Source organism: Nonlabens sp. SY33080 (genome assembly GCF_011784885.1).
Classification (GTDB): domain Bacteria; phylum Bacteroidota; class Bacteroidia; order Flavobacteriales; family Flavobacteriaceae; genus Nonlabens; species Nonlabens tegetincola.
The window spans coordinates 2,717,227-2,732,981 of the sequence record NZ_CP050461.1 but is presented as its reverse complement, the minus strand read 5'-3'; the positions used below and the strand labels follow the sequence as shown (position 1 = coordinate 2,732,981).

At 33.3% G+C, this 15,755-nt stretch carries 13 protein-coding genes; 9 read left to right on the top strand and 4 right to left on the bottom strand.

What is annotated here, in order from left to right:
- Positions 1-13 precede the first annotated feature (13 nt).
- The 8 genes from HCN53_RS12395 (at position 14) to HCN53_RS12360 (ending at position 10,698) form a co-directional block, all read left to right on the top strand.
- Positions 14-1,276 (top strand): PIN domain-containing protein, encoded by a 1,263-nt coding sequence (locus tag HCN53_RS12395; RefSeq protein WP_167343156.1) that lies wholly within the window; start codon positions 14-16, stop codon positions 1,274-1,276.
- A 435-nt stretch (positions 1,277-1,711) separates the two neighbouring features.
- Positions 1,712-2,119: a hypothetical protein gene (locus HCN53_RS12390; RefSeq protein WP_167343155.1), complete on the top strand. Its 408-nt coding sequence runs from the start codon at positions 1,712-1,714 to the stop codon at positions 2,117-2,119.
- Between the two features lie 291 nt (positions 2,120-2,410).
- The gene (locus HCN53_RS12385; RefSeq protein WP_167343154.1) at positions 2,411-3,142 is read left to right on the top strand and encodes a tetratricopeptide repeat protein; all 732 of its coding nucleotides are present in this window, start codon (positions 2,411-2,413) and stop codon (positions 3,140-3,142) included.
- Positions 3,143-3,310: 168 nt separating this feature from the next.
- Positions 3,311-3,805, top strand: a complete 495-nt coding sequence (locus HCN53_RS12380; RefSeq protein WP_167343153.1) for an Ig-like domain repeat protein — start codon at positions 3,311-3,313, stop codon at positions 3,803-3,805.
- A 285-nt stretch (positions 3,806-4,090) separates the two neighbouring features.
- Positions 4,091-4,639: a hypothetical protein gene (locus tag HCN53_RS12375; RefSeq protein ID WP_167343152.1), complete on the top strand. Its 549-nt coding sequence runs from the start codon at positions 4,091-4,093 to the stop codon at positions 4,637-4,639.
- A 306-nt stretch (positions 4,640-4,945) separates the two neighbouring features.
- Positions 4,946-8,368: a DEAD/DEAH box helicase gene (locus HCN53_RS12370; protein ID WP_167343151.1), complete on the top strand. Its 3,423-nt coding sequence runs from the start codon at positions 4,946-4,948 to the stop codon at positions 8,366-8,368.
- Positions 8,346-8,870, top strand: coding sequence for a hypothetical protein (locus HCN53_RS12365; RefSeq protein ID WP_167343150.1), 525 nt, complete (start codon positions 8,346-8,348; stop codon positions 8,868-8,870). The genes HCN53_RS12370 and HCN53_RS12365 overlap by 23 nt, the downstream gene beginning before the upstream one ends.
- A 256-nt stretch (positions 8,871-9,126) precedes the next feature.
- Positions 9,127-10,698, top strand: coding sequence for a hypothetical protein (locus HCN53_RS12360; protein ID WP_167343149.1), 1,572 nt, complete (start codon positions 9,127-9,129; stop codon positions 10,696-10,698).
- A 351-nt stretch (positions 10,699-11,049) separates the two neighbouring features.
- Here HCN53_RS12360 and HCN53_RS12355 read toward each other — a convergent pair whose 3' ends face one another.
- The 4 genes from HCN53_RS12355 to HCN53_RS12340 all read right to left on the bottom strand — a co-directional run bounded on the left by HCN53_RS12355 (position 11,050) and on the right by HCN53_RS12340 (position 15,253).
- Entirely contained in the window at positions 11,050-13,026 is a 1,977-nt protein-coding gene (locus HCN53_RS12355; RefSeq protein WP_167343148.1) for a sensor histidine kinase, read from the bottom strand.
- A gap of 3 nt (positions 13,027-13,029) precedes the next feature.
- Positions 13,030-13,683 carry a response regulator gene (locus HCN53_RS12350; RefSeq protein ID WP_105018399.1) on the bottom strand — a complete coding sequence of 218 codons (654 nt, stop codon included), beginning with the start codon at positions 13,681-13,683 and terminating at the stop codon, positions 13,030-13,032.
- A gap of 606 nt (positions 13,684-14,289) precedes the next feature.
- Positions 14,290-14,682, bottom strand: coding sequence for a hypothetical protein (locus HCN53_RS12345; RefSeq protein WP_060523089.1), 393 nt, complete (start codon positions 14,680-14,682; stop codon positions 14,290-14,292).
- A gap of 73 nt (positions 14,683-14,755) precedes the next feature.
- Positions 14,756-15,253, bottom strand: coding sequence for a GTP-binding protein (locus HCN53_RS12340; protein ID WP_167343147.1), 498 nt, complete (start codon positions 15,251-15,253; stop codon positions 14,756-14,758).
- A gap of 104 nt (positions 15,254-15,357) precedes the next feature.
- Between HCN53_RS12340 and HCN53_RS12335 the strand changes: the two genes are divergently transcribed.
- Positions 15,358-15,747, top strand: coding sequence for an HYC_CC_PP family protein (locus HCN53_RS12335; protein ID WP_167343146.1), 390 nt, complete (start codon positions 15,358-15,360; stop codon positions 15,745-15,747).
- The last annotated feature ends 8 nt before the right edge of the window (positions 15,748-15,755 follow it).

Genomic DNA, 15,755 nt, shown 5'->3' with positions numbered 1-15,755 from the left:
TTAGAGAAAACATATGAAATACATATTTTTGGATACCAATATATTTTTACATTTTCAAGATTTTGAAAAAATTGATTGGTTATATGAGTCATCCTCTAATGCATGTAAATTGGTCATTCCACCAATCGTAATTGATGAATTAGATGAAAAAAAAATTGGCACAAATAAAATTGGAAATCGTGCAAGAAATGTACTAAATCGACTGGAGGAACTGGCTGAAAAAGAAGATTCCGTAATTGGAAAAAATATTGATTTTGAAATTCTTTTATTAAAACCAAGCCAAGAAGTTTATGAAGAAAACAACTTAAACTTCAAAGAAAAAGACCATAGACTTATCGCGAGTATTATTCAATTTAGACAAGAACATAATTTGAACGATATTTTATTATGCTCAAATGATATTGGTCCTAGATTAAGGGCAAAAATGTTCAACATAAAATCTTTAAAATTAAATTCTAAATACCTTATACCAAATCAAGTTTCTGAAGAAGAGAAAAGGATTAAGAAACTAGAAAGAGAAAATCAAATTTTAAAAACAAGAATACCGGAATTAGATGTTTTGTTTTCAAATGAAAACAAGTTTCTAAAAATAAAAGTTACTAAAAGAGATTATTCAAATTTTGAAAACTTTAAAGCTCAAAAGTTAAAAGATATCAAAATGGAATACCCTTATCTAAAATATAATGAACCTAAAGGGAATATTTTAACTCAATTAGGTCCTTTATTCTCTTCAAGAATTGAGTCCTACAACAATGAACTTGATGAATTCTATTCCGAATATGAAAAAGTATTAGACAAAATATTTGAATATGAGAAGAAAGAGTTATTATCATTTAATATTCAGTTAATAATAAAAAACACTGGAAATAGTCCTGCTGAAGATATTGATTTACATCTTCATTTCCCAGACGGCTTTGAATTAATAGAAAGTTCAGAAAAAGAAGATTACCCATCATTACCAAATCCACCTTATAAGCCTAAAAATGCATTTGATATTGGGCATTCTGCATTTCCTTTTGTGCCACCAGTTTACAATCAGATTACGCCTAATACAACAATTAATTTTAATTCCCCAAGTATAAAAAAAACCAATAGTTATGATGTTGATTTCAGTAGAAAAAACTTAAAACATGGTTATTCCGAGCATTTGGAGGAATTAACTATCATTTATGATTCCGAATCAAGCATTAATAATTTTCAAATAGACTTTGAGTTGAGTGCTGGAAATATGCCAGAAAAACTGATTGGTAAATTAAATGTACTTTTTGAAAAATAACGCTCTACAACAACGTGTATAGCTCATTGCGGCTGAATTCCTAATCGGAATTCATTGCAATTTGCTATCTTTCGGTTACGGCGGAAAATCATAGCTGATTTTCCGCAACGAGCCATACACAAAACCGTTGCTGGACGATACCTAAGTTCGTTCAGGCCATTTCGCTAGCGCTCAATTCTCTCCTGAACTTATTCATTAGTTTCACGCGTGTCTTCCTCTCGCAAACTGCGTTTGCTCGTCGGAGACAAGTCGCTGTAATTTGCTTTTATCTAACTATATTTATAATCTAAACAACTAAACACTAACCAGCGTTACTGGTACCGTCAACAACTACGGTTATAGCAAATTAACGCTATTGGCTACCGTACACTCTAGAATGCTACGCATTCTGCGTGAACTCGCCATAACCTGTGCGTGTTGTAGCGCATTTGAAAAATGGACAGTAAGGATTGGAAAAGACATATTGATTGGGAACTTGAAAGACAAGTAATGATTTTCGTTTCTGACGAAGCTCCCGAAGGACTTTTTGAATTGCCGTCAGAGTTTGGTCGGTACGAATTGACCTTTCCTCAAAGAATGGACTTGACTTATTCCATTTTGATAGAATTGTTAAACGAAGAACTCGTGATATTGGAAGAATATCCGAACAGAGAAGCTCGAAATCCAACTAGAGTGATTGAAAAAGAGAAAACTTTGGAGATTCTCGACAATCACTACAATTGGTATCCAGTTGGACAACCAATTTATAGTATCGGAACAACTGAAAAGGGAATCGAATATTTGAACAACTTGTCGGACGAAAAAAAGAAGAAGTTAAATGACCGACTATTTGGAAAAGAATAAAATAAAAACGCGCTACAACAATGAACTAAGCTAAAAACCAAGTGTTTTTTTGACTAGTTTCTAGCATAGTTTTAATCATAATATAATCTTGGCTTCACTATTCAATAGGCTCATTTTCTCAATCCTCACTCCTACTTTATTAGTATGGAATTCAATATATTTGAGAAAAGAAAATACTAACCAAACCAACGACCACCGCACACTATAGAACATCACCCTTTCTGCGTGAACTCGCCATAACCTGTGCGTACTGTGCATAATACGAAAAAGACTAAAGGCTAAATTTAACTTATGGGAATATTTGACATTTTCGGCTCAAATTCGAAAGAACTACCGATTGATTTAACAGATTTTAGATTCGTTTCTGATGACCATATTCGATACGAAAATGGACAAGAACGAAAAGCAGATAATAAAGGAGCAATGCGTGGTGTTAGAATACAAACTTCAGATAATAAAGTATTTTCTGCATCAATTTATAATATGAGCGGAATACATCCCGTTTGGGGAAATAATGTTCAAATGGCACCTAAACAAATGAAAATTATTGACCAAAATAGTTCTCTCATTAAATTAAGAGGTTTTGGAGTTGACGCAATGGGTTCGTCTTTTGCGGATTATGGAATTTCACTTCATTTAAAAAATAAAAGTGTAGAAAAAGCTACATTACATATGCACGACAGAAATGTAGATATAGTTTACTTAAAAGCTGATCAAAACACTCAACAAACTAATTCTGAACCGAAATCCGAATTCCAAAAGTTCAAAGAATTTACAGATAATTGGAGGTTTTTATCCCAAACTGAGCAATGGCAAATAGCAGGCGAAACCGATAGACTAAATAATATAGGAGCTAACTTTTATAGACAAGATAATATGTTACAGGCAATTGCCTATTTTCAAAAAGCAATTGAAGTGATGCCGAATAATGATGATGCTCTGAAAAATTTGAAAATTTGCTACAACGAAATTGGCGAATATGACGAAGCGCGTGAAATGGAAAGGCGATTAGCATACGTGTAAAGAATTATGCATAACAACACGTACAACTCATTATTAATCATTTTCTTAACAGAAGTTAAGGCATGATTGGAAAGCCGCCAAATTTTTAATTTGGATTTTAAAAAGAGAAAAATTAAAAACAAAATATAAAAATTCGGCTCTGTGTTAATCCGAAAATTTAGTGTCTTTTTGCACGCTACGTTTCATACACTAGGCCGTTGCCCACAATTAAAACCAAACTCAAACGAAAATTTAAAACGAATGAAGAAAACATTTTTATTTAGCACATTAATAGGATTAGCGATTGGATTAACAAATTGTTCAAGCGATGACGATGCTAATGCAGATACGACTGCACCAACAATTTCAATCCAAAGTCCTGATTTGAATCAAACATACTCAACTGATTTAGGAAACGGATTAGGTCCTGAATTGGTTAACTTAACTGCTCAAGGCGTAGACGAAACGCGAATAGCTACGATGCAATTGACCGTGACGAATAGTAGCGGAACTGTAGTACTTGAAGATAATGCCGAAGCAACTCCGAATAGCGATACGCAATTAACGATTTCCGAAAATTTCAGCACGAATAACGCTGGAACTTACAACGTGGTTTTTACAGCTACCGACGCAAGTGGAAATGTTACGACTTCGAGTCCTCGAACATTTACATATCAAGATTAAATTAAGTTGATTGTGGGCAATTTTAACTTAAATGGAATATACAAACAGTTGAAAAATAACTGTGGGCGACAACGTGTATAGCTCATTGCTGATAAGTTGCTTAATCAAAGTTAAGGCATATTTGGAAAGTCGCCAAATTTTTAAATTTGACGACTTTCCAACAAAAAAGATAAATAATAAAATTTAAAAATCTGGCTTGTGGCTCAACCGAAAATTAATTGCTAATTTGCATGCCACGAGCCATACACCAGACCGTTGCCATACATTTAAAACAATCACTTCCAATTGAAAATACTACAACGATTATTGATTTCTTTACTTCTGATATTGACAATTGGTATCACTATAGTATGGGACATTTTTGACCGCGGCGAATATTATTCCGTACATACTCCCGAAAAAGAATTCGCAGAGTTTTATGGTCATAGCGATTGGAAAGAACAGCAAAAAACCTACAAAAAGAACTTTGGAAAAGATGAGTGGAAGTTCCCTCGCGAAAAAGTAGCTAAGGTCAAATTTTATAAAAATACTCTTCTGACAAGCAGAATAACGTCTGAAAAACTTACCGAAAATGAAACTGAAGAAATAATGACATTTTTCAATAATCCTGAAAATTTCAGTTTTAGAGAAACAACTTGGGCTGTTGCGGAATCTGACTACATTTTTCGATTTTTCCACCAAAATGATAAAGAAATTGGCAAAATATGGTTGTCAACAGATGATACTTGGATGACTAAATCCCGACCTTTTTCGCCCAATATGAAATATGGAAGTTTGAGCGAAACCGGAGCCAAGAGAATATTAGAATTGATAAAAAGAATACAGCGGAAATAAATCGTGATACAACAAGGACTAAACTCAATTGCTTGGTTCGTGCTCATCCGGAAATTCCTGCAATGTTTTTTACTAATTAAGTATATTTGAGAAAACAGATTACTAACCAAACCGACAACTATCATACACTTTAGAACACTACGTATTCTGCGTGAACTCGCCATAACCTGTGCGTGTTGTAAGTAAGCTGATGAGCCAACCACACAAACAGCATAATTGGTTTTTGCCAACAAAAAGCCAATGCTAAAAAACCAAAAGAGCTGTTTTTAGCCTACGCTCGAGATACAAAATGAACCAAAATGAATGATGAAAAAATATTCCGCTAACTACTCTTACACAAACCATAATTTCGTTATTCAAAATCTAAATAGTTCAAGAAAAGAATCGGAATTTTTATCAGCAATACATATAATCAAAAATTTAATTCAAAGAGGAAAACCTACTTTGATGAGCCAATATTTACAAAGTGTTTATGGCTCAATACATAAAAAAACGGAACACTTTAAAAAACCTTTTGTTCTTATAAATCAATCAAATCTAAAATGGAATAACACTATAAGAGGAGATGAAGAGAACAATTACTTTCCTGCAAGAACATTTTTAGAAGAAAGAATAAGTCAAGATTTATCAGAGTATGAATTTATAAAACAACTAATAGTACCTGAAATTGAAATTAATCAAATCACGCAAAGGGATGATGTCAATTTCAAACACCAATGTGTTGACTTCTTCTTACCTCAAGCAAATTTAGTTATCGAAATAGATGGACAACAACATAAAAAAGAAATTGGAAGAGTTGTTGATTCAATCAGAGACAATCATTTAAGTTTATCTAAAGTTAAAACAGTTAGGATAGACACAATAGATTTAGAAACAAGAAATGAAACTTATTTTGAGAAAATTGAAGAAATAAAAAGCCAACTTGAAACGTATTCAAGATTTTTAAATTTATACAAAAACAACTTTAATCTCAGTTTTGCTGAGATTCCAGAAGAAATAAAAAAAACAAAATTGTTGCCTACGGCAACAATTCGGTTTCAAATCCTACTTCTTGAATTACTAGAAAGTGGATTATTAAATCTCGATGATTCTAAATGGGTTTTTGAAATTAAAAACAGAGATGTCAATAGTTACGAAAATTACGCAATTGAAGATGTTTTTGAATGGTTTCAGCATTTACTAAAGTTACAAAAAATTGAGTTTAACGAACCTGAAGTTGAAATTAGAAATGTTGAGAATTTCAGTAACGGAAATTGCATAAAAGTTGACTTTAGTCTTTTAGAACGATGGACAGATGAAAATTCACTAAATGAAAGTGTTATTTATGTTAGAACTGATTATTTAGACTTGTTTCATAATCGAAACAAAAACAAACTAGACAGAATCAATTATTTTAAACTTAGTACTTCTAAAAAATTTAAATATAAACTGCTTTTTAATGACGAATCTGATGACCTAGAAAACTTAGAGTTTTTTCTTAAAAACATATTTGAATACAATAAATTTAATAATGGTCAGATTTCAATCATTCAGAATATTTTAGAGAACAATACAACAATAGGCTTACTTCCAACAGGCGGTGGAAAATCTTTAACATATCAGCTCGCTTGTCTTTTACAGCCTTGTATAAGTTTTGTTGTTTGCCCTATAAAGTCATTAATGTATGACCAAATAAAAGACCTTGACCAAGCATACATTCAAAATATTGAGTCAATAAACAGCGATACGATAGGTGCTGAAAGAACAGAAATAATGGATAACTATGGTAATGGTAAATATTTCTTTGTTTTTATTTCACCTGAAAGATTTCAAACAAAGGATTTTAGAGAAAGACTAAATGCCATAAATAAACAATTAAACTTTTCTTATGCTGTAATAGATGAAGTACACTGTTTATCAGAATGGGGACACGATTTTAGAACTTCTTACTTAAATCTTTCAAACACCATAAAAAAATATTGCCCGGAAATTAACTTTTTAGGCTTAACCGCAACTGCTTCAGTAAATGTTCTAAAGGACATTCAATTAGAATTTAACACAGACCAAAAAAATGTCAAAACATTAACAGATTATACTCGACCCGAGTTAGAGTTTATCGTAATAAATGACAATGGAAATAAGTATCAAGAATTAAATTCTGTTATTGATTATCAAATTGAAGAAAACAGTCTTTTTAATTCAGAGTCTGACATTATTAAATGTGGTCTAATTTTTACACCTTTTGTGAATGGTGTAAATGGTTGTTTTAATTTGTCAAATAATCTTACAACTAATTATCAAACGCCTATTAAATTCTATTCTGGTTCAAAACCAAGAAATTTTGCAGGAACAGATAAAGAATTTGAAAAATACAAGCTCAAAGTTCAAGATGAATACAAGAAAAATAAGTTCACTTTACTAACAGCTACAAAGGCTTTTGGTATGGGAATAAACAAAAAAAACATAGGATTTACTGTACATTATGGAATGCCAGCTTCAATGGAATCACTATACCAAGAAGCGGGAAGAGCAGGAAGAGATAAAAGCAATTCGAAATGTTACGTTTTGCTTACAGAAGAAAAGCCTGAAAATGACGTTAACAAAATCTTCAACCCAGAATCAACTTACGAAGAAATAAAAGAGTTACAAGAGCAAGTTGGTAGAAATGGTAAATGTGTATTTCGTCAGATATTCTTATACCAAAATGGGTTAGATTCAATACCAAAAGAATTAGAGCTTGTTTCAAGGCTTCACAATGTATATTCTGAATCAGGAGCAACAAAAATTGTCTATGCTTTAACCCTTTTCCCAAATGCACAAACAGCGAACCAAAGAAAAGAAGCTAAAAGCAAGGTTGAAAAATCTATCTATCGATTATCTAACTTGGGTATAGTTTCTGATTGGACAGTTGATGATTTTTTAAATGGTGTATTTACTGTTACGTATAATAATTATACAGAAGACAGTATAAAATCTACGCTACTTAAATTCATTAAAAAATATGTTGACGATTTTGAATTTGATAACCATTCAGACAGAGTTAAATACTCAAATATTTTAAACGACAATGAATTACCAGTATTTAAACGTTATGTAAAGGTTTTATTACAATGGTCTTATGATAAGTTTGGTACAAATAGAAGAGAGTCTTTAAAGAATGTCTATGAAAACTGCTTAAAATATGATGATACACTGCAAGGGAAAGAAGCGTTTAAAAAGTCATTAGAAGCATATTTTAAATTTACAGAAGCAACTTATATTTTACAGCACATTGCAGAAAACAACAATAAAGATTTCGCAAAATGGTTTGAAGTTTTTTATGATGAGAACAACAACTTTATAAAAAAGGAAGATTTAATTGACCTAAAAGGAAATCTGCAACGGTTTTTAGAAAGTTTTCAAACAAATACAGGCTTAAACCTTATAAATGGACTAACTAATTTGCTTTTAGAAAATTCATTTAATGCAATTGAAGAACATAGATTTTCAAAAGCATTCGATACTATTTCAAACTATGAAGAATCTAAGTTTGATTATATAGTTGACCAAATTCTTGAAATTTCAAAAAACATAAACCAAAAAGGAAAAATTAAATTACTAAAATTCTTATATAAATTCAGTAAATCTGATGAAGAAAAATTACGATTTGCTAAAGAATTAGGAGATACAAAAACAATCCTTATTCATTATAACGACAGACTTAAAAACATTAATAAAAATATAGAAAATGGATTTAGAAAAATTGGATAGTGTTGTAAATGAATTGGAACACAATTCCAAGCAACTAAAAGATTTTACAGATGTGTATTCGGAAATAAGCACACTTCAATCGAACATAAGTCGCAACTTGGACTTAATCGAAGATAACAACAAAAATTTAAACACTGTAAGCTCTGTTATTAAAAAACAAACCCAAGAAAACACAGAACAAATAAAAGTTGCTAATGAGTTTCTAGAACAAAAGATTGGAGAAATATACAAAGACAATAAAGCGTTCCAAAAAGAGCTTGATGCAACACTAATAACGAGACTTGACAAATATAAGTCTGATATTCAAGTTGAAATTAGAAACGAAGGAACCCAAATACAAAGAGCATTTGAAATTACGTTGAACTCTAATTTTAACACAATGGAGAGTAAAATTAAAGAACAATTTGAGTTGCAAACTAAAGAACTAAAAACACTAAAAATTTTAGTCTTTATTCTAATTGCAATTGGAATCGGTTTAGCAGTTGGATTGTATCTAAAATAGCCAACGCACAAGCCATACACATTTGCAATTCGCTTAAGCCAACACACAAGCCAAAAATTGCAAAAGAGTATGTCTTTGCCAATGCTGAAAGACAAGTTGAATGAAAAAAGCCAGCTTACAACATTGTATAAAAATAATAGCGGTTTAATCAATAAAACGAAAGTAAGTAAATATAAAAAACGCCAGTGTTTAACCGAAAATTAACGCATACTAACCCGTAACTGACGGTTCTACGAGTCCGTTGGCAGTAATTTGAATGAAAACCTACAAACAAGAAGTTAAAAACCATTCTAGAGATATAATCTGGAAACATTCAATCGACAATTTAACATCGAATCGAGAGGATAGTAAAATCCTAAATTCAAAATATATTAATCGGCTTTGGGACTTTGCATTTGAAGACCATATTTTAAAATATAAAATTGCCGAAAAAGTAAATGAAAAATACCTTAATGACTGGAATAGTTTTTCAGTACAGACATATTCTAACAAAAAGGCTGACCAGTTAAAAGTTGCTTATCTGTGTGGACCTGAACCTCAAAATGATTTAGACCATCTAATAAATCTAGGAATTAGAATTGAGAATGTTTATGCTTTTGAAAGCGAGAAACGAGCATATAACCAAGCTCTAAATTCATTAAAAGACAGTTATCCTACATTAAAAATTTTTAATGGTAAAATCGACCACTACTTAAAATCAACTTTCGTCAAATTTGATATTGTTTACTTGGATTTTACAGCATCTTTATTTAGCCGTGATTCTAAACCTTTTAAAACAATAATTACATTATTTGAAAACCAGTCTTTAAGCAATCTTTCAAGTTTAATCGTAAACACTTGTTATCCTGACAAAACTGACGAGAACATTGATTTCTTGACTTCCTATTTCCATTATCAAGCGTTCTATGATTACCAAATTTACGACTCATCAGAAAAAGATGAAAAAGGAAGATTTATGGAAGATAATTTTTCAGCTGGTATAATTGAAAAAGATGAGTTTAAGCCTTATGTAAGCAAAAATTTCGAATATGCTTATTCAGCATTTCAAACCAATTTTATTATTAATTACAGTAATCATATTTTACCGATTACAAATGTGTTAAAGAATCCTTTGTTATTAAAAAGACTGTTTACAATGGATTCTAAAACTATTTTAAAAGAAATAGAGAAATTTGAACAAAATGAAAGCATATATTTATGTCCTACGAATTATTCCTTGTTCCATTTCTTTAATGAGATAATAAAAGGCGATTCTAAAATCAGTAGAAGTTGGAAAAATTTTATTTCAAAAAATGATTACAATGGTTATAGTATGGAAATGGCTGTTAAGTTTTTCTATATGCAATTAAATGCACCATCAGAAGGTTTTATGGAAATCTTATCAGATGAAATGAAAAAATCTATTCCAGAAATAATGGCTAATATTCCGGATTCTATAAGAAATGAAAGTAGAGGATTATTTTGTGATGTACCTATGATTCATTTATGGCAAGAGTTAGCAATAAATCAATTAGGTTATCCTTATCACCATAATACAAAAGCTCACAAGAGATTTTCTTATACAGCAAAAGAACGAAAAATGTGTGTTGATATATTCACGTTTGACCAATGTAGGTCATTATATGATTGGCTTCCTATGATTGAATATTACGGTGAGGATTTAAAAATACTGGAAAGACAAATTTTAACCAGAATATGTATAGATGCTATAGCAAAACATAGTTTACATATTTTAGAAAACCAATATTTTGGAGCACATATTGTTTGTGTAAATGATCGAAGTTGGTCTAAAAATCATTATTTTGATATTAGAGAAAATTTAAAATAAAAACTACACAATAAAGTATAAAATTCATTGCTATAAAAGGCTTAATTACGAAAATCCTCGCGGATTTTTAGTTTGTTGCGTACTTGCAAGGTTAAGTGCTAAACCACGCAACGAGCTATACACCAAACCGTTGCTGGACGATACCTACGGTCGTTCAGGCCATTTCGCTAGCGCTCAATGATCTCCTATTCCTAGCGTTGCTCGTAGTGCCAATTAGTGAGTACTTTTCCACGTTTTCGCGAAAGCGAAAAGAATATAAAGAAACTAATAGGTTTTATTATTTGAATGCCTGATCTATACTCACTTTACTTGCTTACACAATAAGCAGACAACGGTTTTAGGATTGTGTTTTTAAGCGGTTTGATCAAGAGCAATGTGCAAGGGAATACGCAGTGTAATTACGGTACCGGTTTCTACCTGTGTATCTATCGTAAAGGTAGCTCCTATCTTGCTGGCGCGATGCTTCATATTGGATATTCCATTACCGCTGGATACTGTTTCTACTTGAAATCCTGGTCCGTGATCCTTGATGGTAAAGATTAATTGATCTTGTTCAATCACCGAGTGTATCTCAATAGCAGTGTGCGCGTATTTTACAGCATTGTTTAGGGCTTCTTGTATTATTCTGAATACGTGCATGCCCATCTCTGAGGTAAAGGTGACACCGGTATCATTGACTAATTGTGTGGTAATGACTGGCTCGTGCTCCTCTAAGGAATTGAAATTTACGACAACGGCATGAATGCGTTCATTTATTTTATCCAGACTAATGTCGTTTAAATTCATGGCCCAAATGGTGTCTCTAAGCTCGGCAATGGTGGAACGGGTAAAGGTTCCTAAACCGCTTAATTTATCTTGTATGATAGGTTGGGTATTTTTAAGGGCATAGGCTAGATTGTCTATGGTACTGATGATATAGGTGAGCTGGGAACCTATGTTATCGTGTAGATCTCTGGAGATACGTAAACGTTGAGTTTGTAATTTGTTCTGGGTTTCTATTTTGGCAAGAGCTAGTTCTAGTTCTTTTTCTTTTTTTAATTGGTGGTTTTTAAGTTGTTGTTGTCTGTAAATCACAAATCCTATTAATCCCAGTATAAATAGGGCTGCGATACTGAGGTACAGCATTTGATTTTGCTTTTGGATTTTCAATTGGTTTTCGGCAATTACGGCGCGTTGCAAGGTGATTTCTTGCTCCTTTTCGGCGGTTTTGTATTTTTCAAAATAATCTTGGGCTTGGTCTGACCTGCGTTCGTAATCAAAACTGTCTCTAGCTTGCAATACTTGTGCATAGGAACGAGCGCTTGCTCTATAATCTTTTAAGCCGGCTTCAATGCGCGCTTTGATTTTGTAGGCTTCGGCTGTGTTTTTATAATCGGCTGAGTCTTGTAGAGCGATAGATTCGTTGATGGTAGCAAGGCCTTTCTTGTATTGCTTGTCCAGAAAATACAACTCGGCCAGGACTTGCAGGTTATTTGAGGACAATCTTTTAAATCCAGAAGCTTTGTACATTTCATCGGCCTTAATCGAGTAATGCAAGGCGCTATCTAGTACATTTTTTCTTCTGTAATCAATAGCTAGGTTTTGATAGGCGATGGCTAGACCTCGTTTGTCACCAGATTTGAGTTTGGCATCAATGGCTTTATAGGTGTAATAGCGCACGCTATCGGGCTGATTTAATTTTGAAAATGCCGTGGCAATATTAGAATAACTCGCTCCTATTCCATAGGAATCCTGACGTTCTATCCTAGATTTTAATGAGCTTTTGTGGTATTCTAGCGCCTCGTCATAGCGGCCTAGGTCGTATAAAATTAAACCTATGTTGTTTTGAGCACTGGCCAATCCATAGGTGTTTCCTAATTGTTTGAACAAGGTAGAACTTTGAATAAAGTCTTGCATAGCAGCCTCGAGCTCGGTACGGTTCCATTTGACTAATCCTATATTGTTGTAAGCTCCTGCCAGTGAAACCGTATCTTTATTAACACTGGCGATTTTGAGCACTTGGTTATAGAGTTGCAGCGCACTGTCTGTTTTACTGATCACATCGTAGTAAATTCCCTTGCGCATTAAGGACTGAGCGTGCAGGTAATCATGCGGTGGTTGTGCTGTTCTATTGATAGTAGTATCGGCTAGTGCCTTGGCAATTTGCGGTTCTCTATAAACGTACACAAAAAACTGTTTGTGTAAATGAATGATGGCTAAACTATCGTTGGGTTTTGCTGCTGCTAGTTGCAACAAGCTGTCTAGTTTAGTCGGGTTGGTTTGTTGTGCAGTGGTTACTCCGGTACTGGTAAGCAACAGGATTATAAAAAGATAGAGCAGTCTTTTCATGTGCTATATGATATTGTGTTTACGTGCTTTACTTACTGCTTCTAACTTACTGTGTACTTGTAATTTTTTGTAGATATTTTCAATATGCTTGCGCACTGTACTGGGTGAAAGAATCAGGTTTTTTGCAATTACAGTATAAGATAAACCGCTAGCTAGTTGTTCTAGTACTTGTTGTTCTCTTTCGCTTAAAGCGAAATCCTCCTTGTGCTCACTTAGATTATTAAGTTGTTCTGGTGAACGTAATAGTTTTAAGGTTTTTAAGGCTATCGCTGGATTCATTGCTGCGCCACCGTTTAAGGTTTGTAGGATTCCTGCATGTAACTTATCGGGATCAACATCCTTGAGTAGGTAACCGTCGGCGCCAGCTCTTATCGCATTGAATATATTGCTGTCGTTGTCAAAGACCGTAAGCATTACTATTTTTATGTGAGGATAACGCTGTTTTACGAGTTGTGTAGCTTCAATGCCATCCATTACGGGCATTTCTATATCCATAAGGATAAGGTCTATCCGACTATTTTGTTCGAGTTTTTCTAATAAATCCTTACCGTTTGTCGCGGTTAACCGCACCTGAATATCTTCAAAAAAGCTAAGCTTTTCCTTTACAGCGTGAATTAAAAAGCTGTTATCATCTACTATGGCGGTTCTTATTTTCACTACACTTTAAATATACTAATTTTTACCAGCGGTTATACGCATCCTTACACAAGGCAATTAAAAAGTTATTTTGCAACCTGGCCTGATCCAGCAACTTAGACTTTGCTTTCAATTGTTTGTAAAGGGATTTACGCCATGCGTTTTCTAATAAAAACAAGGCGATCACTAGGATACTCACGCAACAAACAAGACAGATTAAACTCATAGGAATGTACCTGGCTTTACCGGCTATCAAAACTATTTTTACAATCATAGCATCAAATAAATGTTGAATATCCTAGGTAGTTCACTCCAATTGCAATGATTAACAGGAACCAAACCAACTTGTCTAAATACTTATTTTGCTTAATCCCATCTTTTGACTTCGCTTTGTATAAATACGATGTTATTAAAAGTAGGAATCCCAAAATTAGAAAAGGAATACTGGTTAGTAACGCTAGATAAAACAACCATACATAACCCATAACTGCACTCCAAATTACCATACCTAAACTAATCGTTCTTAAAAGCAATACCTTATCCTTGGGCTGGCTGGTCGTTGTATAAATAAATACAGGAATAGACAACGAGCTTATCAGGCCCAGAACGATTAAAACAGATATCAAACTATTCGTTTTTAATTACCTCTAAAGAACGTTTTACATTAAAAGTTTCATCACAAATATGGAACTGCACACTTTCGTCTTTAAATATTTCAATTTGTGAAATAATACTCATTGCATTCAAGGCATAATCCATGGAAGTATCAGAATAATAAGTGGGATCAGTAACCATTTTAAGATTAATGATGCTGTCTTTTATAACTTGAAAACTCACAGTGCCATTCTTGCCGTACTCCAGGCTATCTAACAACACCGACAAGCTTTGAGCTTGATTCTTTAATTCATTGGGCTTGTAATATACTTCTACTCCACCGGTTTGCACCTTGGGACCATAACCGTTCAAGTCACATGAAGTAGTGAGTACAACTAGAAAAATAACGAGTATAAAATTTCTCATGATATTAAATTCAATGAATCAAAATTGACTTAATACCTGTGATTATTCAATAAGGCAATTGACTTATTCAAGTTTAAGGATGTGACACACGAGTTTGTAAAAATTCATACAGTACTCTGGATTGAGGCTCGGCCTTTTTCTTACCCAACCTACCCAATACGTAAAAGGCAATCCATAATAATACTATTACAACCATGCCTATCACAGGAAGTCTTGTAGAGGCACCGACAACGACATTGGTATAACACCATATAGCAGCAGCTAGAAAACAACCAGCTAGTACAAAATGTAGGAACATAAAAAAGGTCCAAGCAGTAGGATTGGGACCAAAAGTTCCCTTTAGCAAGGTTTGATTATCGTCGGTTTCTTCTGATTCAATATGAAGGTGTGGTGACCAGAAGTGTCTCTCTTCTTTATTGATCTTGATAAAGATATGACCGTCTAAAATTGAAGTATAGATGGTAGATGCTGTTCCTGGTGTAGTTTGTAATCGCTCTATAACTTCAGTTACAGGCATGGGAACAACAAGCTTAAACCTGGGACGTAAAACAACTTCATTTTGTAATTTCATTGTATTGATACTGAATAGCCTAACTAAGTTACGCAATTTTACATCATCAAAACCCAAAATGGAATTTATCCGCCTAAAGGCATACTTTTTGTATCTTTGTCACCGTGAAATTGATCTATCAAATAAAAGCTGTTTTTTTAGCTTTACTTGTCCTTGCTTCTACGCAAGGATTAGTGATTGATCAACATTTTTGTGGTAGTTTTCTAGTCGATACTGCCGTTAATCATCAGGCTGACTCATGTGGAATGGATTCCATGGAAAAGTCAGGTTGTTGTTCTAACGAACAAATCGTAGTTGAAGGTCAGGATGAATTACAGCTGCAAGTAGCAGCATCCTTGGACTTTCAATTTATCTTGCCTAGTCTAGAACATTCTTATGATTTCATCTATCAAGCACCCTTAGTTGAACAAAAGACAGCGCTAGGTTTTCTAGAGGAATCACCGCCATGGAAACGGCACGACCTCATCATACTTCACGATCAACTTTTAATTTAAAGTACCGA

Coding starts and splice junctions, on each gene's coding strand:
- HCN53_RS12340 (WP_167343147.1), bottom strand. CDS start 15,253: ATGAAATTACAAAATGAAGTTGTTTTACGTCCCAGGTTTAAGCTTGTT.
- HCN53_RS12390 (WP_167343155.1), top strand. CDS start 1,712: ATGGACAGTAAGGATTGGAAAAGACATATTGATTGGGAACTTGAAAGA.
- HCN53_RS12370 (WP_167343151.1), top strand. CDS start 4,946: ATGAAAAAATATTCCGCTAACTACTCTTACACAAACCATAATTTCGTT.
- HCN53_RS12385 (WP_167343154.1), top strand. CDS start 2,411: ATGGGAATATTTGACATTTTCGGCTCAAATTCGAAAGAACTACCGATT.
- HCN53_RS12355 (WP_167343148.1), bottom strand. CDS start 13,026: ATGAAAAGACTGCTCTATCTTTTTATAATCCTGTTGCTTACCAGTACC.
- HCN53_RS12345 (WP_060523089.1), bottom strand. CDS start 14,682: ATGAGAAATTTTATACTCGTTATTTTTCTAGTTGTACTCACTACTTCA.
- HCN53_RS12365 (WP_167343150.1), top strand. CDS start 8,346: ATGGATTTAGAAAAATTGGATAGTGTTGTAAATGAATTGGAACACAAT.
- HCN53_RS12360 (WP_167343149.1), top strand. CDS start 9,127: ATGAAAACCTACAAACAAGAAGTTAAAAACCATTCTAGAGATATAATC.
- HCN53_RS12395 (WP_167343156.1), top strand. CDS start 14: ATGAAATACATATTTTTGGATACCAATATATTTTTACATTTTCAAGAT.